21 protein-coding genes are annotated in these 24,849 nt (G+C 60.3%); 7 read left to right on the forward strand and 14 right to left on the reverse strand.

The annotated features are described in order from the left end of the window. Positions 1-56: 56 nt before the first annotated feature. From ACGHIZ_RS11065 to ACGHIZ_RS11110, 10 genes are all read right to left on the reverse strand, one after another. A complete protein-coding gene (locus ACGHIZ_RS11065) occupies positions 57-842 on the reverse strand; it encodes an amino acid ABC transporter ATP-binding protein (protein WP_138375234.1) in 786 nt (261 codons plus the stop codon). 22 nt (positions 843-864) lie between these two features. Then, complete coding sequence (locus ACGHIZ_RS11070) at positions 865-2,013, reverse strand: amino acid ABC transporter permease (protein WP_195503145.1); 1,149 nt, start codon at positions 2,011-2,013, stop codon at positions 865-867. 9 nt (positions 2,014-2,022) lie between these two features. Further along, complete coding sequence (locus ACGHIZ_RS11075; protein ID WP_271755812.1) at positions 2,023-2,889, reverse strand: transporter substrate-binding domain-containing protein; 867 nt, start codon at positions 2,887-2,889, stop codon at positions 2,023-2,025. Positions 2,890-3,229: 340 nt separating this feature from the next. After that, positions 3,230-4,123, reverse strand: a complete 894-nt coding sequence (locus tag ACGHIZ_RS11080) for an aldose 1-epimerase family protein (RefSeq protein WP_217108334.1) — start codon at positions 4,121-4,123, stop codon at positions 3,230-3,232. A gap of 113 nt (positions 4,124-4,236) precedes the next feature. Beyond that, a complete protein-coding gene (locus tag ACGHIZ_RS11085) occupies positions 4,237-5,106 on the reverse strand; it encodes a hypothetical protein (RefSeq protein ID WP_390448056.1) in 870 nt (289 codons plus the stop codon). A gap of 195 nt (positions 5,107-5,301) precedes the next feature. Continuing rightward, positions 5,302-6,171: a MerR family transcriptional regulator gene (locus tag ACGHIZ_RS11090; protein WP_199408659.1), complete on the reverse strand. Its 870-nt coding sequence runs from the start codon at positions 6,169-6,171 to the stop codon at positions 5,302-5,304. A gap of 91 nt (positions 6,172-6,262) precedes the next feature. Continuing rightward, positions 6,263-6,841, reverse strand: coding sequence for a UbiX family flavin prenyltransferase (locus ACGHIZ_RS11095; protein WP_390448059.1), 579 nt, complete (start codon positions 6,839-6,841; stop codon positions 6,263-6,265). 37 nt (positions 6,842-6,878) lie between these two features. Further along, positions 6,879-8,366: a UbiD family decarboxylase gene (locus ACGHIZ_RS11100; protein ID WP_390448062.1), complete on the reverse strand. Its 1,488-nt coding sequence runs from the start codon at positions 8,364-8,366 to the stop codon at positions 6,879-6,881. 142 nt (positions 8,367-8,508) lie between these two features. Beyond that, positions 8,509-9,966: an SLC13 family permease gene (locus tag ACGHIZ_RS11105; RefSeq protein ID WP_070100742.1), complete on the reverse strand. Its 1,458-nt coding sequence runs from the start codon at positions 9,964-9,966 to the stop codon at positions 8,509-8,511. Positions 9,967-10,207: 241 nt separating this feature from the next. Then, a complete protein-coding gene (locus ACGHIZ_RS11110; RefSeq protein ID WP_055286308.1) occupies positions 10,208-11,155 on the reverse strand; it encodes an isopentenyl-diphosphate delta-isomerase in 948 nt (315 codons plus the stop codon). Positions 11,156-11,306: 151 nt separating this feature from the next. On the opposite strand from ACGHIZ_RS11110, the gene ACGHIZ_RS11115 reads away from it, so the two are divergent. The 3 genes from ACGHIZ_RS11115 to ACGHIZ_RS11125 all read left to right on the forward strand — a co-directional run bounded on the left by ACGHIZ_RS11115 (position 11,307) and on the right by ACGHIZ_RS11125 (position 14,618). Continuing rightward, a complete protein-coding gene (locus tag ACGHIZ_RS11115) occupies positions 11,307-12,569 on the forward strand; it encodes an MFS transporter (protein WP_390448067.1) in 1,263 nt (420 codons plus the stop codon). Between the two features lie 195 nt (positions 12,570-12,764). Then, on the forward strand, positions 12,765-14,135 hold the full coding sequence (locus ACGHIZ_RS11120; protein WP_390448070.1) for an ATP-binding protein: 1,371 nt from the start codon (positions 12,765-12,767) through the stop codon (positions 14,133-14,135). 33 nt (positions 14,136-14,168) lie between these two features. Continuing rightward, positions 14,169-14,618 carry a low molecular weight protein-tyrosine-phosphatase gene (locus ACGHIZ_RS11125; RefSeq protein ID WP_055286304.1) on the forward strand — a complete coding sequence of 150 codons (450 nt, stop codon included), beginning with the start codon at positions 14,169-14,171 and terminating at the stop codon, positions 14,616-14,618. 148 nt (positions 14,619-14,766) lie between these two features. Here ACGHIZ_RS11125 and ACGHIZ_RS11130 read toward each other — a convergent pair whose 3' ends face one another. The 3 genes from ACGHIZ_RS11130 to ACGHIZ_RS11140 form a co-directional block, all read right to left on the reverse strand. After that, entirely contained in the window at positions 14,767-16,128 is a 1,362-nt protein-coding gene (locus tag ACGHIZ_RS11130) for an ATP-binding protein (RefSeq protein WP_390448074.1), read from the reverse strand. A 182-nt stretch (positions 16,129-16,310) separates the two neighbouring features. Then, on the reverse strand, positions 16,311-16,640 hold the full coding sequence (locus ACGHIZ_RS11135; RefSeq protein ID WP_390448077.1) for a TIGR04076 family protein: 330 nt from the start codon (positions 16,638-16,640) through the stop codon (positions 16,311-16,313). Then, the gene (locus ACGHIZ_RS11140; RefSeq protein WP_215693952.1) at positions 16,633-17,457 is read right to left on the reverse strand and encodes a PfkB family carbohydrate kinase; all 825 of its coding nucleotides are present in this window, start codon (positions 17,455-17,457) and stop codon (positions 16,633-16,635) included. Before ACGHIZ_RS11140 ends, ACGHIZ_RS11135 begins: the two co-directional genes overlap by 8 nt. Before the next feature lie 447 nt (positions 17,458-17,904). Here ACGHIZ_RS11140 and ACGHIZ_RS11145 point away from each other — a divergent pair, with 447 nt between their 5' ends. From ACGHIZ_RS11145 to ACGHIZ_RS11160, 4 genes are all read left to right on the forward strand, one after another. Then, positions 17,905-18,408, forward strand: a complete 504-nt coding sequence (locus ACGHIZ_RS11145; protein WP_195919859.1) for a MarR family winged helix-turn-helix transcriptional regulator — start codon at positions 17,905-17,907, stop codon at positions 18,406-18,408. After that, entirely contained in the window at positions 18,401-20,215 is a 1,815-nt protein-coding gene (locus tag ACGHIZ_RS11150; protein ID WP_195568712.1) for an ABC transporter ATP-binding protein, read from the forward strand. Before ACGHIZ_RS11145 ends, ACGHIZ_RS11150 begins: the two co-directional genes overlap by 8 nt. Beyond that, a complete protein-coding gene (locus ACGHIZ_RS11155) occupies positions 20,208-22,127 on the forward strand; it encodes an ABC transporter ATP-binding protein (RefSeq protein ID WP_390448081.1) in 1,920 nt (639 codons plus the stop codon). Before ACGHIZ_RS11150 ends, ACGHIZ_RS11155 begins: the two co-directional genes overlap by 8 nt. Positions 22,128-22,603: 476 nt before the next feature. Continuing rightward, positions 22,604-23,752, forward strand: a complete 1,149-nt coding sequence (locus ACGHIZ_RS11160; protein ID WP_390448085.1) for a GGDEF domain-containing protein — start codon at positions 22,604-22,606, stop codon at positions 23,750-23,752. Between the two features lie 43 nt (positions 23,753-23,795). On the opposite strand, the gene ACGHIZ_RS11165 is transcribed toward ACGHIZ_RS11160, so the two are convergent. After that, complete coding sequence (locus tag ACGHIZ_RS11165) at positions 23,796-24,674, reverse strand: LysR family transcriptional regulator (protein ID WP_390448088.1); 879 nt, start codon at positions 24,672-24,674, stop codon at positions 23,796-23,798. Positions 24,675-24,849: the final 175 nt, after the last annotated feature.

The raw sequence follows: 24,849 nt of genomic DNA on the forward strand, positions 1-24,849 counted from the left end.
TGATGACGAGGGCCGCCCCACCGGAGCGGCCCTGCCACATAAGCGTTTGCGGTCGGTTATTTGTCCTCGAGATAACGCGAGAGAAACTCGCGGGTGCGCTGGTGCTTGGGGTTGCCGAAGAGCTCGGCCGGAGCGGCGTCCTCGAGCACCACGCCCTTGTCCATAAAGACCACGCGGTCGGACACCGTGCGGGCAAAGGCCATCTCGTGCGTGACGACGACCATGGTCATGCCGTCGGCAGCGAGCTTGCGCATGACCTCGAGCACCTCTCCCACGATCTCGGGGTCGAGTGCGGAGGTCGGCTCGTCGAACAGCATAATCTGCGGGTTCATGCACAGGGCGCGGGCGATGGCCACGCGCTGCTTTTGGCCGCCGGACAGGCGACCCACGGCGGCGTGCGCGAACTTTTCGAGTCCCACGCTCGTCAGATGCTCCATCGCAATTTTTTCAGCCTCGACCTTGCCCATCTTTTTGAGCGTGACGGGCGCGAGCGTACAGTTGTCGAGCACGTCCATGTTGTTGAACAGGTTAAAGCCCTGGAACACCATGCCGATGTCCTCACGCAGCTTGTTAATGTTGCAGCGCTCGGCCGTGAGGTCCTGGCCATGGAACCAGATATGGCCCGCGTCCGGGGTCTCGAGCAGATTGAGGCAGCGCAGAAAGGTCGATTTACCCGAACCCGAAGCGCCGATAATGGTGACGACCTCGCCAGGATTGACGGACAAGTCGATACCCTTGAGTACCTCGAGCGAGCCGAAGCTCTTGCGCAGGCCCTCGACGCGGATGAGCGACTCTTTAGTTTGTGCGGCGGCCACAGCGCCGGTGGTAGTGGTATCTGCCATGATGATTCTCCTCGTCTTGAGCCTAGTTGGAGCTGGGCAGCGTGACCGGAGCCTCGGCGCCGAGCTTTTTGCCAAAGGCCTCGAGCAGGCGGCTCGCCACGAGCGTCAAGATCAGGTAGACCACGAGTGCCACGCAGTAGACCTCCATCTGGCGGTAGTACACGCCGGCGACGGTGGTGGTAGCGTACATGAGGTCAAACACGCCGATGACCGAGAGCACCGACGAATCCTTGATGTTGATGATGAGCTCGTTGGTGAGCGCCGGAATCGCGTTTTTAATGCCCTGGGGGAACACGACCTTGCGCATAGCCTGCCACTGCGAAAGACCCAGCGAGCGCGCCGCCTCGGCCTGGCCGGGATCGATGGACTCGATGCCGCCGCGCAGGACCTCCATCATGTAGGCGGTGGAGTTGAGCGAGATGGTGACGAGGCCGGCGGTGAAGGTACTCCAGATCTGGTTGGCCTGGGCGGTCTCGAAGCCCATGCCGCGCAAAACGGTGAAGCCCGCGTAATAGATGAGTAGGCCCTGGACCATCATGGGCGTACCGCGCACGATGGTGGAATAGATGGTCGCAAAGCCGCGGCCGATACTCTTAAAGAAGCGCACCAGGTCGTTGTCCACGCGGTCGAAGGTCTGAATACGCAGGAACACAAAGAGCAGCGCCAGGAAGAATGCGATGACGGTGCCGAAGGTGGCAAGCGCGATGGTGATCTCGATGCCGCGGATGAAGAAGTCGCCGCTCTTGTAGGTCATGTAGACCAGGCTCGACAAAAAGTCGCTGGGGTTGGAATCCGAGACAATGCTCACCTGCACCAGGTCGATAAACGACATGACGCAGCGGTCGACAAAGAAGATCGCCGCAATAGCAACGACAACATAACTGCCCAGGCGCGCGCCGCGACGGAAGCGCTCGGAAGCAAACGGCGACTTTTCGCGATAGTCGTTCCAGTGCATAAGCTTGGTGACCAGCGCCGCCGCCGACACGACGAGCCACGCCCACAGGATCGCCCAAAGGCAATCTTGGAACACGCCCGTGGGGGCCAAGAAGCTCAGCGGCGTGGGGTTGCGCTGGCTAAACGCCAGGCCGAGCGCCGCGATAACGCTCGTGCCCAGGTATACATAACGGTGGTCGGCCCTGATAAAGGAGGCCAGGCGATTAATGGTTTTCATGCTGCCTCCCTATGCCGGCTGACGGTCGAGGCACGCGTCCCACATTTGGTCGCGCTCCTCTTGGCTAATGCCCTTGAGTGTCTTGTCGATGAGCTTAAGCAGCTTGTCCGAGCCCTTGCGGCAGCCGACGTTTGCCGTGACCTCCTGCTTAAAGCCCTCGCCCTCGGCAAATTGAATCGGCACGATACCCGGGTTTTGGGCCATATAGCCCTTCTCGTTCTCAGTGTTGTAGGTCACGGCGTCGCACGTGCCCTGCAGCAGATTCGAAAACACCGTGGGGACCGAGTCGACCGGGTTTTTGTGGACAACGCCCGGGATCTCGTCGATGACGGTATCGAGCATGGTGTCCTTTTGGCCGAGGACCGTTGCGCCGCTAAAGTCGCTGAGCTTGGTCGCATTCTGATAGGGCGAGCCCTCTTTTACGAACAGGCCAAAGTAACCGATAAAGTACGGGTCGGAAAAGCCGACGGACTCCTCGCGCTCGGGCGTGGCGCTCATGCCGGCGATGATGAGGTCGATCTGGCCGTTGTTGAGCGAATCGATAAGGCCCGAGAAGCTCTGCTTGACGGCAACGGGCTCGCCGCCGAGGGCCTTGCAGACGATCTTGGCGATCTGCACGTCGTAACCGTCGGCATAGGCGCCCTGCACGTTGTCGATGGGGATGGTGTACTCGCTGGCCTCGGAGACCTGCCAGTTGTACGGGGCGTAGGCCGCCTCCATGCCAATGCGGATCTTATCCTTGCCGATAACGGAATCGGACAGGTCGTCGCGACCGCCACCCGTCGTGGGCTGAACTACTTCCAGCGTGGAGGGGCGCTGGCAACCGGCAAGTGCGCCGGCGACGACAGAAGCGCTCGCAGCGAGAGCACTACCCAAAAAGATGCGACGGCTGCATACCGGCTGTGGATGCGCGTCGCGTTGATGGGGAGAATGCATAATCTGCCTTCCCTGTTGAATCGTATGCTGACGACTTAACAGGATATACGCCCGCAACCAGCAGCGCGGCATGTGCGCGAAAAATTAATAGACACGCGGTAGTCATTGGGAACGTCGATGTTTTGGCAATGCCAGCGAGCGCCGCCCAAAGCGAACAAGTTGGCATGAAAAAGGCACGGCATAGACCTTCTGGTCATGCCGTGCCTTTTGAATGACAAATTATCGCTCTGGACGGCGCGCAGCATCGACCGGCCCGCCGTTCATTAGAACGGCGGAACCTCTAGAGCAGGGTGACGCTAAAGCTACGTTTATCGGTAGCGCCGGGAGCCAAGGTGATGGTGTTGACCTTGTGCTCAAAGACGTCGTCCTCGGTGTCCATGGTGGTGTGACCGGTCCAGGGCTCGAGCGCCACAAACGGAGCGTCGTTGGCGGCAGACCACACGCCGATGTACTTAAAGCCCTCAAAGTCGATCTTGACGCCATGGCCCGACTTGCGGCCGCGCAGTGTGAGCGTGGAGCCCGGGGTATCGGTGAACATGATGGCATCGTTATCGAAGCTGCGGTGCGTGATGGGCAGCACGTCCGAGTTATCGGGAGCCTTGTAGCTACCCTCGAACGTCATAAGACCGTCGGGCGTGATGATGGGAGCCTCATTGGTCCAAGCCTCGGTAAACGCCAGCTCGTAATCCTCGAATGCCTCGTCCTCGGCGCCGGGAGCCGGTACGTTAAACGCGGGGTGGCCGCCCACCGAGAACGGCAGGTCCACGTCGCCGGTGTTGGTGACGGCAAAGGTCTGCGTGAGGGTGGCGTCGCCGGTCAAGGCATAGGTCATGTTGAGCTTAAAGTGGAACGGGAACGCCTTGAGCGACTCGGGCGTATCGGTGATCTCGTACGTTACCGAGGAGCCGTCCTCCGAAACCTCGACCAGCTTGTGCTCGACGATGCGCGCGAGGCCGTGGCGCGGCATCTCGCAGGTGCCAGCCGCAGACGTCGCCGTGTTGTTGCGCAGCGAGCCCACAATGGGGAACAGGATGGGCGCATGCTTGCCCCAAAAGGCGGGGTCGCCCTGCCACAGATACTCGTTGCCGTTGAGGGCAAGGCTCGTGAGCTGGGCGCCCATGGAATCGATGGCCGCGGTGAGACCGCCGCGCTTGATGGTAGTGACGGTAGACATGCTACTTCCTCCAAAAGTAAACAATAGTGTCGAGGGTTATTGTCCCACTCTTGGCGGCGGGACGGGGCGGCAGGCGATTATTGAGTAGCCATAGCGGAATGAGCGGCGAGCTCCTACTGGGTATCCACGTAAAGGTCAAACCCGCCCTGCGGAGTGCTATCGACCGTATCGGGCGCCTGCGAGTTAAAGCTCACGGGAACCATGCGCTTTGAGGCGCGGAAGCGCGTGCCGTCGGTGGCGACGGGCGGTTCGTCGACGGTGAGCTCGTAGTCGCCGGGCTTGAGCTCGATGCCGTCACCAGCGGAATTGACGTATTGATACTCGTCAATCGTCTGCCCTTTGAGCGTACGCCCCACGATGTGGATGAGCATTTGGCTGTCGCCACGCGCGGTGTCCCACATCGCGCCGTCCTTGACCTCGACCGACACATGTACCGAGCGCGTGCGGCTGAGCGATTGCTCGACAGACATCTCGGCCTTGGCGGCGTCTTTTCGCTGTTGTTCAACATGGCTCCAGACGTTTCCAATTGCCGAGCAGGCGATAACGCCGGCCATGAAGGCGATGAGGATGGGGCCGAGCGGAGAACGGCGGCCCGCGTCTTCCTCACGAGCCAGGTCGGGGCGATGTGTGGGCGCAGGCGCCTGGGCGCCTTGCGCGGGCACGTCGAGAATGCTGAAGGATGCCGTGCTGTCGGGGTCGATGGTGTGACGCGGCTGCGGGATCTTTGCCGGCGAGATGGACATGTCCGCCGGCTCACCGAGTGTGGCCGTGGCATCGGCCTTAGCCTCATCGGCCTCGGCTTGGGCCCAAGCCTGCTCAAAGGTCAGGGGCTCGGCGGCATCGGAGGCGGCATCAGGCTCGACAGCGGCATCGTTGCCGGTCTCGTCCTCGTCGCTCGACACGTCACGCGACGCGGGCTCGTCCCACTCCTCGTCCGGAGCCTCGCCCTCGCTATACCACCATTCAAAGTTATCGATATCCATACGGGGCGCCCCCTTGGCCTCGCAAATAAACACTTGCTAGCCTTATACCCCCAGACGGCACGGCGGCTCGCCGGCACAGATAGGAAAACCATCACAACATTCGACGCTTTTCCTCGTTTTCGAGATTTTCATCGAATGTTGTGACGGTTTGGGCGGCAGCCATGCCGCGAATGTGACAAAGGGACTGTCCCTTTGTCACATCTGAAGGGCGACGGGGATTTGGATGCAGCAGAAGTCCTCTTGGTGGGACTCGTCGTAGCTGGTGGTATCGAGGTAGCAAAAATCGAAGGCATCGCCGATGGGCTGGAGTGCGTGCTCGTCCATGCATGCCACAATGGCACGAATGCCCTCGGGTTCGTACGGCATGCCCCAGCGGCTCATGCACAGGTATGTGCCCTCGGGCAACACCTCGACGCCAATCTCTGCCAGCTCGGCAGGATCGCTCGGCAGCAGCTCCTCGGCACCGCGCGGCAGCACGGCAAAGGAGCCGGCACCGGCGATGGGGTCGTCGGAATGCAGCGCCTCGCGACGCAGCATGGCGCCCCAGCCGCGCATGGGGCGCGTGCCCGTGAGCGCACGCATGCGCAGAATCGCGCGCATGAGCGTGGGGTGCAGCATCGAACGGCCGCGCTCGATATCGGCCGGGAACTCCTCAAAGACCACGAAGCGGCGCTCGAACTGCTTGAGCTCCGGTTTGCCCTCGCGCTCGCGCCAATAAACCGCCTCGTCGTAAAAGCTCAGCCGCTCCTGCACGCTCGCACGCTCGGCTTTGAGCCCGGCAATCTGCCCATCGAGCGCCTGAACCCGCGAGCGCAGGTGATCGGTCATCTCGCCAATGTCGAACGTCGAGGTCAGGCGGTCAATCTCGTCGAGCTCGAGCCCTAGGTCGCGCAGCATGCAGATCAGACGCATAAGCGGGATCTGCGTGGGCGAATAGAAACGGTAGCCTTTTTCGTTAACCACGGCGGGCTTAAACAGGCCGATCTTGTCGTAGTAGATGAGCGTTTGGCGCGAAACGTTAAACAAGCTCGCCATCTCGCTAATCGCATACATACCCGTCTGCATAGGTCCTCCCGACACATCCTTTGACGCGAAAAGCCCGCCGCCCACAGGGGCAGCGGGCTCAAACACTCCTCGTATCCTACCCTAAATGCGCCTATGACCAGCGCTTATAGTTTGCACATGACACGCCGACGGCCTCGAGCGCCTTGGCGGCGATGTGATGCACCGCATCGTCGAGCGTGGCGGGGCCGTTGTAAAACGTGAGCATGGGCGGCATGAGCATGACGCCCGGTACGCGCGCCAAGCGCGCCATGTTATCGACATGGATCGCACTGAAGGGCGTCTCGCGCACCATGAGTACCAGGCGGCGTTGCTCTTTCATCTGCACGTCGGCCGCACGCAGCAACAGGTTTTCGCTGTAACCACTCGCGATGCCGGCAAGCGTCTTCATGGAGCAGGGCGCCACGATCATGCCATCGACCGGATAGGTGCCGCTTGCAATGGCGGCGCCGATGTTCTTGTTGTCGTAGACCACATCGGCATGCGTGGCAAACTCGTCGAGCGTCATGCCGAGCTCCTGCTCGATGGTGATCTCTCCCCCGCGCGTGACGACAAGCGCCGATTCGGCGCCGGCCTGGCGCAGGCATTTGAGACACTCGAGGCCCAGCGCAGCGCCGCTGGCACCAGATACGCCAACGACAATGCGACGGGGACGGACAGAAGGCTCAGGCATGACAACTCCTTACTTAGTTACTCGGTAGGGTTACTTACTAGAAAGCAATCTCCTTGGCCCACTTGTCCGTGTCGATCTCCATGAACTGCGAGCGGATGAAGTTCTTCTTAAGGTTGAACGGGACCGTGCAGTCGAAGATGGCCTTGCAGGCGATGCCGTGCTCGCGGATCGAAGGATCGAACGCGGGGTCGTTGGACGGGTCGAGCACGTGACAGTGGCAGCCGGGGATGGTGATGAGGTCCACGTCGGCCTGGAAGCGCGTGGTCATGGCCCACATCACGTCGCTCATGTCGAAGATGTCAACGTCTTCGTCAACCAGGATCACATGCTTGAGCTCGGAGAATGCCGAGAAGGCGAGCATGGCGGCGTTGCGCTGACGGCCCTCGTCATTTTTGCTCGACTTCTTGAACTGCATGATGGCAACGAACTTGCCGCCGCCGCAGGGGGCGGCGTGAACGTTGAGCAGGCGGCCCGGGATAGCGGTCTCGACCATCTTGTAGATGGAAGCCTCGGTGGGGATGCCCGCCATGGACACGTGCTCGTGCGAAGGGCCGATGCAGCTCTCCATGATGGGATTGACGCGTGTGGTGACGGCGGTGATCTTGATCACCGGGCAGACCTTGGCGCCACCGGTGTAGCCGGGGAACTCGGGCATGGCATAGCCGTGGCCGTTGACGTCCTCGTTGATGGTCTCGTCGTGCATGAGGTAGCCCTCGAGCACGTACTCGGCATTGGCGATGCACTTCTGCGGAACGGTAACGCAGTCGGCGAGCTCGACGGCATGGCCGCGCAGGGCGCCGGCGATCTGCAGCTCGTTGAAGCCGAGCGGCGTGGTGGGAGCCTCGAAGCCGCAGCACATGTACACGGCGGGGTCCAAGCCGATGGAGATGGAGATGGGCATGTCCTCGCCGCGCTGGCAGTACTCGTCAAAAAAGGCGCCAAGGTGACGGCTGCCCGGGGTGATCCACATGGCGAGCTTGTCCTTGTCGACACAGGAGAAGCGGTGGATGGTCACGTCGGACTGGGAGCCGTCGGGGCTCGTGCCGTAGGCGAGGCCCATGGTGATGTAGGGGCCGCCGTCGACGGGCGTGTTGGTGGGAGCGGGGACGATCTTGCGCAGGTCAAAGCCCTCGTCGGTCGCCTTGTACACAACCTCCTGGCAGTCGATGTGCGCGCCCTCGGCGATCTGCTTGGGCGCGATCAGGTTCTCGAAGCGCTTGCCGATCTCGAGGCCCAGGTGCTCCTCGTCAAGGTCGAGCAGGGCGGCAACGCGCTTGCGGCTGGCAAGCATACCGATGCAGACCTTGGCGTCGTCAAAGCCCTTGACGTTGTTGAAGACCATCGCCGGACCCTCTTTGGTCGGGCGCATGACGGTGCCGCCAGCACCGACGTGACGGTAGACGCCCGAGACCTCGGCATCGGGATCGACCTGGGTGTCGGTCTCGAGCAGCTGGCCCGGCATCTCACGCAAAAAGTCGAGCGCGGAACGCAGGTCGTGGATCTGGGAAGCATCGGTAGTGGACATGGCGTACTCCTTTCGGGAGAGTGTCCGGCGACGGGGTGCCGCCGGACGGGGTAACGTAATGGGGCCGCGGCGCTCACAAATGGAGCGCTCGACCACTCGAAGTTCAAGCGCTTGGCTGCTTACAGCCGGGGCGCTCGACCGCTTACATCAGGCCAAAGAGGTGGAACCAGGCGGCCTCGACCAGCACGACGACAAAGACGACCGCGGTGAGGGGGATGCCCATGCGCATAGCCTCTTTGGAGGTGTAGCCGCCGGCGTCCTTGCCTTCGCCGATAAGGATCGGCAGGTTATGGAACGGCAGGATGTAGTGGATGTTGATGGACGTGAAGACGATGAGCGCCACGGCGAGTGGGCTCACGCTGGAGCCGGCGGCAAAGCTGATAAATGCCGGCACGCACACGCCGAGCACGGCCATGACCGAGCCCATGAACATGTGGATGATCATGGAAAGCGCGGCGACGAGCAGGGCGAACAGGAAGATGTTCTCAGGCACGGAGCTGGGGAGCACGACGTCGGCGATCCAGGCGTTCATGCCGGTGGCACCGCCCACGGAGCCCACGGCCATGGCGGCCGTCAGGAACATGAGGGACTTGATGTCGACAGCGTTCCAGCTGGCGGGAGTGAGAACTTCGCCGATGATGGGCATGGCGAGAGCAACGCCAATGGCCAGGGTGACCCAGCCGATATAGTCGCCCGAGACGGTGAGCCACAGCGCGATGGCGATGACAAGCCACACGATGGTGCGGATCTCCTTGACGGAGAGCTTGCCGAGCGCGGCCTGCTTGGCCACGATCTGCTCGCGATCGTAGACGAGCTCCTTGCTGGGCTTAAAGAGGAAAAGGCCCAGGAACAGGGTGCACAGCAGCGCAACCAGCATAGGCACGCTCATGTACAGGAACCAGTCGACGAAGGACGGGCTCATGCCGCCGGCCTCGGCACTGTACTGCGCAACGAGCGGGTTAAGCGTGGAGTCGCCCGTCAGGAAGAACATGGAACCCGGGGCGGCAGCGGCAAACACGAGGAAGCCGAGCTTGCCCTTGTCGTCGTCACCGTAGCCGGCGGACTCGGCGATGACCGAGACGACGGCGAGGATGAGGAAGGCGCGGGGGAACGGATGCGGGATCAGCAGCGACAGCACAAAGGTGAGCGCGAAGATCGAGATGATGAGCGACTTGGCGTCGCGCACGAACTTGAGCATGAACGCGTAGGCGATGCGCTCGCCCAGGCCCGACTCCTTGACCGCGCTGGCGATGAGGTAGGCGCCGATGACGAGCCACATGGTGGCCTTGGTCCACGAGCTAAACGTGGAGGCGACCGTCGCCGAGATGCTCGCGGCGCCCGTGTCGTCCACGCACACCTTGAACAGGACGAGCAGTGCGCAGTAGAGCAGGCCCACAAAGCCCGGCTGTGCCACGCCGCATGCCCAGAACACCACCGTGGCGAGCGTCAGTGCCAGACAGGTCTGACCGCCGACCGTGAGCTCGACCGTCGAGCTCAGCTCCGCCAAAGGAAGAAACTTCACCAGCAAAAAGACAACGATACCCAGCACAAAGCCAATTTCGCGCTTGGTGATCTTAAACGCCTTCTTTTCCGCTTCCATCTCCCCACCTTTCTTGTTGGGGGCGCTCCGAATTCGCAGCCATGTTGCCGCTTAAAAAGGGGCGCCCGTTATCGGACACCCCTTACGTTGCGCTGTGTTGCGGCAATACAGTCAAGCGGATTTTTTGGATGAGAAGCGATTCCCTAGACAAAAACCGTCACAACATTCGACGCTTTTCCTCGTTTTCGAGATTTTCGCCGAATGTTGTGACGGTTTGGATGTGGCAAAGGGACTGTCTTTTTTACATAGCGAGGGCCGTGCGGATGAATGGGTCGCCGAGGGCCTCGCGGAGCCAGGGGGCCAGCTGCTCGGGGTGACCCTGCAGGTAGCCTTTGAGCTCGGACGGAGCCACGCGACGCACTTCCGAGATCTCCTCTTGGTTGATATGCAGCTCGCCCGGCTCAACATGGGCAAGGTAGACCTCGCACCATTCGCACTCGCAGCGACCGTCGCCGTGGTCCTCGCGGTACACCACGTGTCCGAGGTGCTTGAGCTGATCGGGCTCGCGCGTAATGCCGAGCTCTTCGTTGATGCGGCGCGCCGTGGCGGCCGCGACGTCTTCCCCGGGGAGCGGATGGCCGGCGCAGCTATCGGCCAGCACCCCGCCCCACAGGCGCTTGAGCGGACTGCGGCGACAGAGCAGCAGGCGCGCGTCTTCGCCCCGGCCCTCGACCAAAAGCGTCAGAAATGCCTGATGCAGGATGCCCTCACCAGCATGGGCCTCGATGCGGTCGACGGGGCCAAGCGCCTCGCCGGTCGCAGCATCGACCGCCACGACCTCGGCGCCCGCACCGCCCTCATCCCAGCCGGCGCGCAGAATGCGGGCTGCGGCTTCCTCGAGCGCGGCGATGAGCTCCTTGGTGGTGTCGAGCACGCGCTGCAGGTCGTCACCGCTCGCTTGTTCAACATGAAAACCCGTGCTTGCAACTACCGGCACGCCAAAGCGCGTGGCCAGCGCCGCCGCGATATCGTGCGCCGGGATCTCGTCTCGATGGCACGGAACGGCCAGGATGCTCACCGTTGCCGTACGGCCGGGCTCGGGGCGCGGAATGGCCTGCGCCGTGGCGCCCAGGTGCGCAAACTCCGGCGAGCAGGCGTACACCGCCATGCCTCGCGGCGTCACCGTCAGCTGGGCCTCGAGCGCAAACTTGCCCTCGCCCACTGCAACCTTTGTCGTGTGCATACCCATGGGATCTCCTGCCGCCCGCGATGTACCTGAGACCATCTTCGCCTGTATTGCGACTATACAGGCAAGCCCTCCATGTGACAAAGGGACTGTCCTTTGTCGCATTCTGTTAGAGTTGCAGGGATTGAATCCCGCTTATTCATGCGACATTGGAGTGACAACCTTGACCGCTGCAACCACGCCTAAAAGTAAGTCAACCGCTGCCGCGCTCTCCCCCGCGCGCACCAAGCTCTGCCTGGCACTGCTCGTGCTGTTGGGATTCTCGCTCGGCTGCTCCGAGTTCGTGGTCATCGGCATCGAAAGCGACTTGGCGACGGAGCTCGGCATCTCGCTTGCCACCGCGGGCCAGCTTATCAGCGTGTTCGCGCTTGTCTACGCTATCGCCACGCCGGTGCTTGCGCTCAGCACGGGGCGTTTTCGCCGCTACCAGCTGCTCGTGTGCTACAGCATCGTCTTTGTGCTCGGCAACCTGGTCATGGCGTTGGCGCCCAACTTCCAGGTGCTGTTTATCTCACGCATTGTCCTGGGCTCCGTCTCGGGCGCACTGCTCGCCGTGGGTGTGACGTACATCCCCGAGCTGCTGTCCCCGCAGCAAACTTCGCTTGCCATCTCGGTGGTATATGGTGCGTTTTCCGTAGCAATGGTCTTTGTGACCTCGATTGGCAAGTTTGTGGCCGACACACTCGATTGGCACGTGGCCATGTACGGCACGCTGACCTTTGCCGTTTTGATCTGTAGCGCGCTCGTGGCGTTTATGCCTCGCGCCGGGCAGACCGATGAGCCCGCCACCTTCCGCGAGCAGGCGGGGCTACTACGCGAGCCGAGTATCATCACCGGCATGCTCATCTTCTTGTTTGGCGTGGGCTCGGTCTACGTATTCTACGGCTACGTGACGCCTTATCTGGAGCAGATGCTGGGCATGGATACCGTTCAGGCGAGCACCACACTTATGGCCTATGGCGTGTTCTGCCTGATCTCGAACATCCTGGGCGGATGGATCGATGCGCGTTTTGGCATGAAGGCGCTGCTGGTTACGTTTGTGCTGCAGGCGGCGGCACTGCTCGGGCTGTTTGCCGTGGGCGCCGCCATGCCGCTCGCGCTGGTCTTTGTCTTTAGCCTGGCGATGCTCATGTACCTGTTCTCGGTCTCATGCATCACGCACTTTATGGACGTGGCTCGCAGCCGCCATCCCAAGTCGATGGTACTCGCAAGTTCGGTTGAGCCCATGGCGTTTAACGTCGGCATCTCGTTTGGCACCGCAGTGGGCGGCGCCGTGGTAAGCAGCATTGGCATTGCGTACGTGGGTGCAGTGGGCGCCGCGTTCTCGCTTGTGGCCTGGGCGCTCACGCTGGTGACGATTAAGTTGGCTCGCTGGGAGCGCCGTCGTCAATCTGCACAGCCCCGGATGCAGGCATAGGGGCGAACATAGCCCAAGGTGGCGAGCAACCGGTGAAAACCGTCCCATACGAGTAGTGTTTATCCGCCTGCAAGCTCCAGCAGTGCAATTTCGTGTACTTCAGATACACACTTTTCTACTATTTCGTGTATTCCAAGTACATGAAATCGTACTAAACTATGTATCTGAAGTACACGAAATTGGAAAGGCGGCCCCATGCGCAGATCAATCGAATCCGTTATCGAATCATGGGCGACAAAGGACGCGTCGCGCCCCCTCCTCATCCGTGGTGCGCGACGCGTAGGCAAAACGTACGTTGCCGAGGAAATCGGCAGACGAATCGCCGGCGATGCGTTTGTCAAACTCGACTTTCAGACCGATCTTGAGCTGATCGCTCCGCTGTTCGACTGTCCCACCGACGACGTTAACGCCATCGTGGCGCGAATCTCAGACTATAAACGCACCCCCATTCGCAAAGAAACCGCCTTCATCCTGTTTGACGAGGTGCAGCTCTGCGAACGGGCGCTCAACTCGCTTCGCTTTTTTTCGGGTTCGGGCTGGCGCATATGCGCGACCGGCAGTCAGCTCGGCGTCGCCACGCGCAAGCGCAAGTTGCCTTTTCCCAGCGGCGTTCGTCAAGAGACCATGCATCCTATGTCGTTCGAGGAGTTTCTCTGGGCGCTCGACGAGGAGCAGATGGCCAATGCCATTCGTACCCACGCCGGCACGCTCGATACCTACGCCGCGCACCAAGCCGCGCTCAGCCTGTTTCATCGATACCAGATCGTGGGCGGCATGCCCGCCGCCGTCAACGCATATCGCAAGACGTTATCCATCGAGGATGCGCGCGTCGAGCAGCGCGAAATCGACGAGACCTATACCGCCGATATGACCGACCCCGAAAACGGGATCAGCGGCGTGGCGGCGCGCAAGGTCTGGCGCTCCATTCCGTCCCAGCTGCTGAGATCGTCCACAAAAAAATTCAAGTACTCCGAGGTCGAACGCGGAGGCCGTCGCGCCAAGCTTATCGAGCCGCTCGACTGGCTCGAAGGCGCCGGCATCATATCGGTCAACAACCTGACCGAAGGCATCGAGCCTCCCCTCGTTCCCTTCGACGACGAAGATGGAAGTTTCTTTAAGGTCTATCTTCTCGATACCGGCCTCATGTTCTACAAACTCGGCATCAACCCGCGGCTCTGGCTCGACCTCAAAGAGGATTCCGCCATAGCGCTATCTTCCGACTTCCGAGGCGCCCTGGCGGAAAACTCGGTCATGCAAGCATTTTCGGGCAATAGCTTGCAGACGTATTACTGGGTGCCGCCGTCGTCTTGGAAGACGACCGGCGAGCTCGATTTTTTACTTCAGACCGACCGTATGGAAATTGTGCCCGTCGAAGTAAAGTCCGCACGTAACGTGCGCGCGAGAACCCTCGGGTCGTTTATGGACAAAGCCCGATCGCCATATGCCTACATTTTGTCCGAGAACAATTTTTCCCGCAGCGAAACCGATGACGGGCGCGAGCTGCGCCACCTCCCCTTGTACGCAGCGGGCTTTATTGGAGCAAACTGCCTCAAGAGCAGTCTGTAAGCCCTGCGCGACCGCCTAGAAAGGAAGCCGCTCATGCAACGCATTCTTTTTATCTGCTATGGAAATATCTGTCGCTCGACGATGGCTGAGTCCGTGTTTACCGAGCTGGTGCGGCGCGCCGGGCGCGCGGGCGAGTTTGTCATTGACTCCGCTGCGACCTCAACTGAGGAGATCGGCAACCCGCCGCATCATGGCACGGTCGCCAAGCTGCGCGAAGTCGGGATTCCCGTCGTTGCGCACCGTGCCCGCCAGGTGCGTCGCGCGGAGTATGGCGACTGGGATCACATTGTCTATATGGATGCTGAGAACGCGCGGGGCCTGCGTCGCATCTTTGGCGACGCAGGCCCCGACGGAAAGATTACGCGCTTGCTCGATTGGACCGAGTGTCCCGGCGACGTGGCCGACCCCTGGTACACCGGCAATTTCGATGCCACCTACCGCGATGTGCTCGCCGGTTGCACCGCTATGCTCGAGCAGCTGTAGGTTCGTGGGCGCACGAACCGCGCCCACGGCATAAATCGAGCGTAGATTTTCTCCCACTTTGAGCGTTCAAGTGCGCTCTATACGGGAGAAAATCAACGCTCATGAATGTGACAAAGGGACTGCCCCTTTGTCACATCCGGGACCGGCCCTAGACCGGCTTGACCTCCAGCTTAATCCCCTTGGCACAGAAGTCGCCCAAAACATCCGAAAGGGCCCAGGTCGCATATAGCGGCAAATAGAGAACCGCTCCGTTGCGCTCAACGTTGCCTTTCGAGAAAACAATCCCGAGCCTTACGCCATATTCAGCCGTATCAAGCACATGACCGAGCGCAGCGTGCGCGTGGTAATAGGAGCCCGATTTAACCTCGATCGGAACAGCCGTCCCATCCGGTCCATCGACCACAAAGTCCACTTCACCGCGCTTTTTTGTCTGATAGTAGTAAAGCTGGCGATTTTGGGCAGCCAGCTGCTGGGCCACCACGTTTTCGTAAATGCCGCCCAGATTGGGCTCCTTGCTATCAAGATACGCCGCTTGGGCGACTCCAACGGGGTAGCGCGCCATCAACATGCCCGTATCCGATTGGTATAGCTTGAACTGCGATGGCCGTGCCGTCTTGAGCAGGGGCGACTTTGGCTCGGTTACGATATCGGCTTTGAGAGCAACGCCGGCATCGACAAGCCAGACAAAATCTCGCTGGTACTTCTCATAATGCGCCTTGGGGTCAATGGAATTGAGCACGAAACGCTTGTGTTCGCCCTCAAGCATAATGGGGAGCTGATCGTAGATGCTCTGCACCTGAAGGGCACGCCCGCTTGCATACTTGGAAATATCCCGTCGGTACTGTTCGTTGAGCTCGGACTGTAGCTGACGAACAGAGGCAAGGTCGCCCTGCGTGTCAAGGAAACGCTGCACGACCTCCGGCATTCCGCCGACAACGGTATAGGTCCTGAAGTTTGCCATCATCGCGTCATGAATGTAATCAGGAATGGGCCTCTCGCTGATACACGCGTCACGTATCGTTTGGCGAGCCCCCTCGCTCACCCCGATTGCCCAGCAAAACTCCTCAAAATCGAGCGGGAACATCCTAAGCTCGTGAACATACCCCACGGGATAGGACCTGACGCCCTTGAACTGAGTCCCGAGCATTGACCCCGAAAACACCCAGCGGCACCTCCCGTCCTCAACAAGGAACTTTGCCATCGTCATGATGTCGGGGGCCTCTTGGACCTCATCGATAAACACGAGCGTTTTGCCTGGTGCAATCGACTTTCCCGAAAGAAGCGTCACCCTGCTGATGAAATCATCGGCATCCCGCGCCTCGAGAAGAGCATCTTTTGCCTGGCGATTTTCCATGAGGTTAAACTCGATGTAGGTTGCATGGTTGGCTTTGCCAAATGCGCGAATCGAATAGCTTTTGCCAATCTGGCGAGAACCCGTAATGAATAAGGCCTTTTGCTCGGCAGACTTCAGCCAACGCTCCAGCTCTGCCGCTATTTTCCTGCGCAGCATAGGCTCTCCCCTCAGCGTCATCGAATGAAATGCAAAGTTTTATACGCTTGATTATCGATGAAACGCAGAATTTATAGAACTTAAAATCAAATGAAATGCAGAGATTTGAGATTATAAGCAAAAGAAGGGGCGCCACCGGCGAATGTGGCAAAGGGGCTGTCCCTTTGCCACATTGCGCTCGACTACTCGTCAACGATCTCGGCAAGCCAGACGTTCAGTGTATCGACCTCGGGGCAGCAGAACTTTGCCGTGCCGGGCTCGTTGCCAGGCACGGTTCCGCCATAGCGCAGGATATCGATATAGGGCAAGCCCACATGGCAGGCCATGGCGCACATCTTGCCGCGGTCTCGGTCGAAGTCAAAAACGTCGCCCGGCTTGTGACCATGGTGGCAGCGGCACGCACCCAGCTGGTCCACGCAGCTCACGCGGATACGCGGACGCTTGCCACGCGGCGCGCCGAGCGGCTTGTTATCGCCCGCAGGCTTGATGCCGCCCTCGCCAGCATTACTCATGGTCGATCACATCCAGGCAGGCCTCGATGGGAAGGCCGGCCGATTTGTCCTCTTGGTCGGCATTGCGCTCGATAAGCTCAGCCACCACACGCATGGCATCGGCCGTCGCGCGCTGCAGACTCCAACCGCTCATCACGCGACCCATCAACACGGCCGAGAACGTATCGCCCGTGCCCGGGAAGTACACCGGGATCAGCTCAAACGGAATCTCAAAGTACTCCCCCGCCACATGATCGTAACCGACGACGGCACTCGCCCCATCGACCTTTGCACTCGTAATGACAACCGACTTGGTGCCCAACGCGAGCATAGCGTCCACGAGCGCGCGGGCCTCATCGGCCGTAATCTCTTCGGCGATAGGCGTATCGGTGAGCAGGCACGCCTCGGTATAGTTGGGCACCGCGTAGTCGGCGCACTCGACCAGGCTGCGCATGAGTCCGATGGTCGACTCGGGCACGCCCGCATAGAGCTTGCCGTTGTCGCCCATGATGGGATCGACGAACACCTTGGTGCCCTTTTGCGCGCGGCGGTGGCAAAAGTCCGAGATGATACGCGTCTCTTCCTCGGTCACGATAAAGCCGGTCGAGATGGCGTCGAACTCAAAGCCGAGCTCCTCCCAGATAGCGAGGCTTTGACGCACGTACTCGGTGGTGTCGTGGATGTAGAACTTGGGGTAGTTGAGCGTATCGGAAACGAGCGCCGTCGGCAGGTTATGGATACGGTAGCCCATGTGCGACAGCACCGGCAGCATGGCGGAAAGCGCGACCTTGCCGTAGCCGCACATATCGTTGATCAGCAGCAGCTGAGTATTCTTCATGAGTGTCCCCCTTGGATCGGGCGCGGCGCAACGGCGCCACAGTGCAACTAAGTGTAGCGCAGGGGACGTTGCGAGCGGAGTCGAGCAGTGCGAAGGGCAAATTGTTGCGGAAAGGTTACGGAAAATGATCCCTTTTCCTCCGTCCCCAAGGGATTGCATGCACCGAAACGGACCGTGGCGGAATCACAGGTTGAGGACGGACAGCGAAAACGTTCCTAAGCGAGCAAGGTGGCGTGAAAGAGGAGGGCATAGGCCTTGTGGCCATGCCCGACGATTGAACGCCAGATTGCCGCTTAGGAACGTTTGCAGCGTCGAGCGGTTACGGCGTTTGGCAAAACTCCGTAACTTAATAAGTTTGGTACCTTGACATTGATTTCTTATGCTCCTAGATTAGTTAGGCACAAAACAATTCCACTACCTAACTAAAGAAAGGAGCGAAGCTTAGATATGTGTGTTGAACCACTCGTCCTTCCACATGAGCCCGGCGGTGACCCGTCGCAACCGGTAGACATACCCGAAGCGGTCAGCGCCGAAGACAAACTCGCCAAGCGCATCCTGAGCGGTCTGGGCTTTTGCGGCCATTACATGCACTTTCATGGCGGAGGCGTATCCGGCAAGGCGCCCATCATCTGCCTGCTGGCCAAGCAGCCCGGCAGCGAGATGTCGCAGCAGGAACTCGGCATGCACTTTGACCTCAAGCCGGGGTCGCTTTCCGAGATCCTGTCCAAGCTCGAGGTCAACGGCCTCATTGAGCGCAGCCGTAACCCCAAGGATCGACGGCAACTCACCATTCGCCTGACCGAAACCGGCCGGGAAAACGCCCGCATCGACCAGGCCGCCCGCATTCGCTTTAGAGAGCAGGCCTTTAGCGCCCTCACCCACGACGAGCGTGAGCAGCTCGCCGAAATGCTCGAGAAAATCCGCAAAACTTGGGAGGAACTGGATGATTAAAACCCTCATGGGCAGCATCCGCGACTATATGAAAGTCACCGTTGCCACGCCGTTGCTCGTACTTGGCGAGGTGCTCTGCGAGATGCTGATTCCATTTATCACCGCCAACCTGATCGACGCCATCAAAGACGGCGCCACCGTAGCCGAGATGCTTCCCACCGCAGGCTTTTTGGTGCTCATCGCGCTGACGTCGCTTGCTTTCGGTGCCGCTGCCGGCGTCACCTGCAGCCATGCGAGTTGCGGCTTCGCCAAGAACCTGCGTCACGACCTGTTCTACAAGATCCAGACGTTCAGCTTTGCCAACATCGATGAGTTCTCGAGCTCCTCGCTCGTCACGCGCCTGACCACCGACATCAACAACGTGCAGCAGGCCTTTATGATGATCATCCGCATCGCCGTGCGCGCGCCGCTGGTATTGATCTTCGCCTTTACCATGGCATTTATCATGGGCGGCAGCGTTGCCATGGTCTACCTGGTCATCATTCCGCTGCTGGGCTTTGGACTGTTCTTTATCATCTTTAAGGTGCGCCCCATCTTCTCGCGCGTGTTCCACAAGTACGATGCCCTTAACGAGTCCGTCGAGGAAAACGTCACCGGCATGCGCGTGGTTAAGAGCTACGTGCGCGAAGACTTTGAGAAGGAGAAGTTCGCGACCGCCGCGCGCGACGTCCAGATGGACTTCACCCGCGCCGAGAAGCTACTCGCCTTTAACAACCCCATGATGAATATCTGCGTCAACGGCGCATTTGTCGTCATCATCTACCTGGGATCCAAGCTCATCATCACGAGCCAGGGCACGCTGTTCGACGTGGGCCAGCTCTCCTCGATCTTTACCTATGGCTTCGCGATCCTCATGAGCCTGATGCAGCTGTCGATGATCTTTGTCATGGTGACCATGGCCGACGAATCGGCGCACCGCATTACCGAGGTGCTGGCCGCCGAGCCCACGATCGCCGATCCCGCCGAGCCCGTGCTCGAGGTTGCCGACGGTTCCATCGACTTTGACCACGTGAGCTTTAAGTATTCCGCGCATGCGAAGCGCCAGGCGCTCGACGATATCGACCTGCACATTAAGAGCGGCGAGACCATCGGCATCATCGGCGGTACCGGCTCGGCCAAGTCCACGCTTGTAAACCTCATCGCCCGTCTGTACGACGCCACCGAAGGCACCGTGCGCGTGGGCGGCATGGACGTACGCGACTACGACCTGGACGCGCTGCGCCACCAAGTGGCCATGGTGCTACAGAAAAACGTGCTGTTTAGCGGCACCATTGCCGAGAACCTGCGCTGGGGCGACCCGAACGCCACCGACGAGGAAGTCCGCGAGGCGGCACATCTGGCCTGCGCCGATGAGTTTGTCGATGGCTTCCCCAAGGGCTATGACACCTGGATCGAACAGGGCGGCTCCAATGTTTCCGGCGGTCAGAAGCAGCGCCTGTGCATTGCGCGTGCCCTGCTGCGTCGCCCCAAGATCTTAATCCTGGACGACTCCACCAGCGCCGTCGACACCAAGACCGACGCCAAGATTCGCGCAGGGTTGGCAAGCTATCTGCCCAACACGACCAAGCTCATCATCGCCCAGCGCATCAGCTCCGTGCAGGACGCAGACCGCATCATCGTCATGGAGGGTGGCCGTATCGCGCAGATCGGCAACCATGACGAGCTGCTCAAGACGAGCGAGATCTACCGCGAGACCTTCACCTCGCAGAACAAGATGTCTGCCGAGGGCGAAGAGGCCGTCGAAGCCGACACCGAGGCATCCGCAACACAAGCTCAGACCCAGGAAGGAGGCGAGGCACATGAGTAAGGCAACGACCGCCGAGCGCGCGCTCAACCGCAAGGGTGGCACCATGTCGCGCCTCATCAAGACGCTCTTTGGCTTCTACCCCGTGCTTTTGCCCCTCGTCGTCGTCGGCGTGGTGCTCTGCGCCATCATCAACTCCATCGGCGCGACCTTCCTTCAGAGCGCCCTGCAGATTATTAGCGAATCGTGGCAGTCGGGCGATTGGGAAGCTGCACAGCCCAAGATCGCACAGCTCGTGACCACCCTCGCCTGCATCTACGGCGTCGGCATCCTGTCCTCGCTGTTCTGGAACCGCGTCATGGCCATCGTCACGCAGGGCTCGCTCGAGAAGCTGCGCGAGAAGATGTTCAACCGCATGCAGGATCTGCCGATCCGCTACTTCGACACGCACCAGCGCGGCGACATCATGAGCCACTACACCAACGACATCGACACGCTGCGCCAGATGATCAGCCAGTCGCTGCCCAACCTGCTCATGACGACCATCGTCATCGTCACGGTGTTCTTTATCATGCTGTACTACAGCGTGTGGATGTGCCTGGTCATTGTGGCCGGCGTCGCCTTTATGACCTTTATGACCAAGCTGCTCGGCTCCAACTCCGCGCGCTTCTTCATTGCGCAACAGACCGAACTCGGCGTGGTCGAGGGCCATATCGAGGAAGTCATGAACGGCCAGAAGGTCGTCAAGGCATTCTGCCACGAGTCTGCCGCCGAGGCCGATTTTGACGAGCGCAACGAAAAGCTCTTCGAGGTCTCGCAGAAGGCCAACATGTACGCCAACATCCTCATGCCTATCCTTATGAACCTGGGCAACCTGCTCTACGTGCTGGTCGCACTGGCAGGCGGCATTTTCCTGGCGCTGGGCGTGCCCAATCTGAGCATCTCGGGCATGACGCTGTCCATCGCCGTCGTAGTGCCGTTCCTCAACATGACCAAGCAGTTCTGCGGACAGATCGGTCAGATCTCGCAGCAGATCAACGCCGTGGTCATGGGCCTCGCCGGCGCCGACCGCATCTTTGAGCTCATCGACGAGGAGCCCGAAGCCGACGAAGGCTATGTGACGCTCGTCAACGCGCAGGTCAACCCCGACACCTGGCAGCTCGAGGAGGCCGACCACCACACCGGCATGTGGGCGTGGAAACATCCGCACCGCGCAACCGGCGAGATCGAGTACGTGCCGCTGCGTGGCGACCTGGTCATGGACAACGTCGACTTTGGCTACACGCCCGACCACGAGGTGCTGCACGGCGTGTCCGTGTTTGCCAAGCCGGGCCAGAAGGTCGCGTTTGTCGGCGCCACCGGTGCCGGTAAGACGACCATCACCAACCTCATCAACCGCTTCTATGACATCGCCGACGGCAAGATTCGCTACGACGGCATCAACGTCAACAAGATCCGCAAGGCAGACCTGCGCCGCTCGCTGGGCGTGGTGCTGCAGGACGTAAACCTGTTCACCGGCACCGTGATGGATAACATCCGCTACGGCAATCTGGATGCCACCGACGAGGAGTGCATCGCGGCAGCAAAGCTCGCCGGCGCGGACGACTTTATCACCCGCCTGCCCGACGGCTACGACACGATGCTCACCGGCAACGGCGCCCAGCTGTCGCAGGGCCAGCGCCAGCTGATCTCGATCGCACGCGCCGCCGTCGCCGATCCGCCGGCGATGATCCTGGACGAGGCCACGTCGAGCATCGATACCCGCACCGAGGCCATCGTGCAAGCCGGCATGGACAAGCTCATGGAAGGCCGCACGACGTTTGTCATCGCGCACCGCCTGTCCACCGTGCGCAACTCCGACGCGATCATCTGTCTGGATCACGGCCGCATCATCGAGCGCGGCAACCACGACGAGCTGATTGCCAAGCGCGGGTATTACTACCAGCTCTATACCGGAGCGTTTGAGCTGGAGTAGTTCGGCTCGCCGAGATGGCCGATTTGCCGCTCATTCGTCGGGCATGACCCTAAGGTCAATGCCCTCCTCTTTCGGGGCAAATCGACTCATCTCAACGACCCAAACACAATGCACCGCAACGAATAAAGCCTCCGCAGCCACACGAGCTGCGGAGGCTTTATTCATGCCGGCCGGAAACCGTATCCCACTTTTCGGGCCCAAAATGGGATGCCGTTTCCCGCTGGACCCCCTCCGGGAAACGGCATCCCATTTCAAGGGAGTAAACCGGGATGTGATTTCCCCTAACGGCACCTTTGGGAAGCCGCATCCCACTCTAGACGCACAAAACGGGATGAGCTTTCCCATGGTGATCCAAGACCAGAAGCATGTCCGATAGCGCGGCCAGGTCAAGAACAACAAGGCAAGCGTCACGCCAATTTGGACGAGCGTCTGCTGCAGTTTGAGGCTGCTGGCCCATATGGTAGAGTTAACCACCCATGAATTTCAGCACACTGCGTGCTACCTATTCTTTTGCCATTTGGGGGATTGAACTTGTGAATACTTCTGTCGCCAAGAAGGCCAGCCAGGCGGTGCGCCTGCTCATGATGGTACTCACGGCAGTTCTCATCTTCTTCTTCATCAATGTTATGCTGCTCGTCTCCGATATCCAGGGCACGGCGCGCGTGGTCAACTACGCCGGTCTGGTGCGCGGTACCACGCAGCGAATCGTTAAGCTCGAGGACGCGGGCCAGCCTCAAGATGACCTGCTCAAAGCCGTGGATTCATACATCAACGGTTTGCGTTACGGAAGTGACGACCTCAACCTCGTCCGTCTCGACGACGACGAGTATCAGGCAAAAATGACCGAGCTTGCTAATTATTTTGATGAGCTTTGCACCGAGATCATCCGCGTGCGCGAAGTCGGCTATGAGAACACCGACATCATCTCTATGAGCGAGGAGTTCTTTGGCATTTGCGACGATACTACGCGACTCGCAGAGGACTACTCTCAGGAGAAGGCGTCGGCGCTCAACTATCTCGAGGGCTTGGTGATCATCGACATCATGGGATTGGTGGCGGCCTTTGCGGTCGAACTTGTTCGCGCGGTGCGAACTGCCGCGCTCAATCGCGAACTGCAGAACAAAGTCTATCTCGACGAAGCCACAGGACTGCCCAACAAGAACAAGTGCGAGGAGGTCTTGGGGCAGGAGCAGCCTGTCTCCGCGGAGGCGCCCGTTGCGGTGTGCGTCTTCGACCTTAACAATCTGCATACGGTCAATAACAACTTCGGTCATGAGAAGGGCGATGAATACATTCGCTCTTTTGCCCAACAACTGGGAAGTGTGGCATCCGAGACGTGCTTTGTGGGCCGCGACGGCGGCGATGAGTTTATCGCGGTGCTGCGGGATTCCGATCGGGCTGCCGTGGAGTCCTGTCTCGCTCGGGTCCGTGCGAACGTGAACGAGTATTCCGAGGCTCACCCCGACATGCCCATCAGCTATGCGGTGGGCTTCGCGCTTTCCAGTGATTTTGATGAACCGCCTACGATGCGCGAGCTCTTTTCCCAGGCCGACAAAAACATGTACATCGACAAGAACCGCGTAAAGACAGCCGAGGCAGCCGGGCCGCAACGCGAGGACCGCTAAACCCGTAGCAAAGGGTAGCTAATTTGGGACGGGACTCTTTTGGCTACTTGAGGAGTTGGGCCATGGCGTTGACGAATTTTTGGACTTGGAGGGTGGGCTCGAGCGGGTAGTGCAGAAAGACCGGCACCTCTCGCCCGCACAGGAACGGCACGCCCACAAAGGCCGGGTGCACCCCCGACCATGCGCCGCAGGTGAGCACCGCGTCGCCCTTTTCCTCTGCCTCGTTAAAGAGCGCAAAGTCAAAGCTGTCCACGTCGATCACGTCAACGCCGCCGTCGGCCAGAAGGTCGATGCGCAGACTGTCCATTGCGTCGTTGCCGTGACGGAGCACGCGCAGGCGCATGCCCTCCAGGTCGGCAACCGTAATGCGTGTCTTGCGCGCCAGCGGGCTCGTGCGTGGCACGTCGATATAAAACGGCACGTTAACGATGCGGAGCTTTTGGCAGACGTCACCCCAGCGCGGGGTCGAAAAACTCGACTGCACCACATCCACCTCGCGACCGAGGCTGCGCATGACTGTCTCGCGCTCGTCGTAGAGGTCGCTTACCGGCACGATCTCAAATCGCAGCGACGGCTCCAGATCGTGGATGCCCGTCCACATCGACAGCGTTTGGCGCCCCGGGCACATCATCGACACGCCCAGGCGTACGGCACCGCCATCGCCCGCCGCACGTCGGGCACGGCGCAGGGCGTCCTCGGACTGGCGCATGATCGAGCGCGCGTCGTCCACCAGCAGAGCACCCGCCGGCGTCACCTTGACGCCCGAATGCGAGCGCTCGAACAGCGTAATACCGAACTCCGCCTCAAAACCCGATACCTGCTTGACGAGCGCCGGCGTCGACACGCGCAGCTTTGCCGCCGCACGCGAGAAGCTTCCCAGCTCCGCGGCGGCCGATATGGCCTCAAGTCGTCGATCGTACACGTCAATCTCCCGTTTTCGCGCCCGTGACCGCATGGTGCCACAGGGGGTTGTTTTCGCAGGTCACGCGCTCAATTGAGAATAAACTGCATCGCACGGTGTAAACCTACGGTTAACGACATTCTAACAAATATGCAATTCACCTGCGCAAATGCAAAGCATACGATAACCAGCGAAA

Source organism: Collinsella sp. i05-0019-G5, assembly GCF_042851345.1.
GTDB lineage: Bacteria > Actinomycetota > Coriobacteriia > Coriobacteriales > Coriobacteriaceae > Collinsella.

Coding starts and splice junctions, on each gene's coding strand:
- ACGHIZ_RS11065 (WP_138375234.1), bottom strand. CDS start 842: ATGGCAGATACCACTACCACCGGCGCTGTGGCCGCCGCACAAACTAAA.
- ACGHIZ_RS11070 (WP_195503145.1), bottom strand. CDS start 2,013: ATGAAAACCATTAATCGCCTGGCCTCCTTTATCAGGGCCGACCACCGT.
- ACGHIZ_RS11080 (WP_217108334.1), bottom strand. CDS start 4,123: ATGTCTACCGTCACTACCATCAAGCGCGGCGGTCTCACCGCGGCCATC.
- ACGHIZ_RS11085 (WP_390448056.1), bottom strand. CDS start 5,106: ATGGATATCGATAACTTTGAATGGTGGTATAGCGAGGGCGAGGCTCCG.
- ACGHIZ_RS11090 (WP_199408659.1), bottom strand. CDS start 6,171: ATGCAGACGGGTATGTATGCGATTAGCGAGATGGCGAGCTTGTTTAAC.
- ACGHIZ_RS11095 (WP_390448059.1), bottom strand. CDS start 6,841: ATGCCTGAGCCTTCTGTCCGTCCCCGTCGCATTGTCGTTGGCGTATCT.
- ACGHIZ_RS11100 (WP_390448062.1), bottom strand. CDS start 8,366: ATGTCCACTACCGATGCTTCCCAGATCCACGACCTGCGTTCCGCGCTC.
- ACGHIZ_RS11105 (WP_070100742.1), bottom strand. CDS start 9,966: ATGGAAGCGGAAAAGAAGGCGTTTAAGATCACCAAGCGCGAAATTGGC.
- ACGHIZ_RS11110 (WP_055286308.1), bottom strand. CDS start 11,155: ATGGGTATGCACACGACAAAGGTTGCAGTGGGCGAGGGCAAGTTTGCG.
- ACGHIZ_RS11120 (WP_390448070.1), top strand. CDS start 12,765: ATGCGCAGATCAATCGAATCCGTTATCGAATCATGGGCGACAAAGGAC.
- ACGHIZ_RS11125 (WP_055286304.1), top strand. CDS start 14,169: ATGCAACGCATTCTTTTTATCTGCTATGGAAATATCTGTCGCTCGACG.
- ACGHIZ_RS11130 (WP_390448074.1), bottom strand. CDS start 16,128: ATGCTGCGCAGGAAAATAGCGGCAGAGCTGGAGCGTTGGCTGAAGTCT.
- ACGHIZ_RS11135 (WP_390448077.1), bottom strand. CDS start 16,640: ATGAGTAATGCTGGCGAGGGCGGCATCAAGCCTGCGGGCGATAACAAG.
- ACGHIZ_RS11140 (WP_215693952.1), bottom strand. CDS start 17,457: ATGAAGAATACTCAGCTGCTGCTGATCAACGATATGTGCGGCTACGGC.
- ACGHIZ_RS11145 (WP_195919859.1), top strand. CDS start 17,905: ATGTGTGTTGAACCACTCGTCCTTCCACATGAGCCCGGCGGTGACCCG.
- ACGHIZ_RS11150 (WP_195568712.1), top strand. CDS start 18,401: ATGATTAAAACCCTCATGGGCAGCATCCGCGACTATATGAAAGTCACC.
- ACGHIZ_RS11155 (WP_390448081.1), top strand. CDS start 20,208: ATGAGTAAGGCAACGACCGCCGAGCGCGCGCTCAACCGCAAGGGTGGC.
- ACGHIZ_RS11160 (WP_390448085.1), top strand. CDS start 22,604: ATGAATTTCAGCACACTGCGTGCTACCTATTCTTTTGCCATTTGGGGG.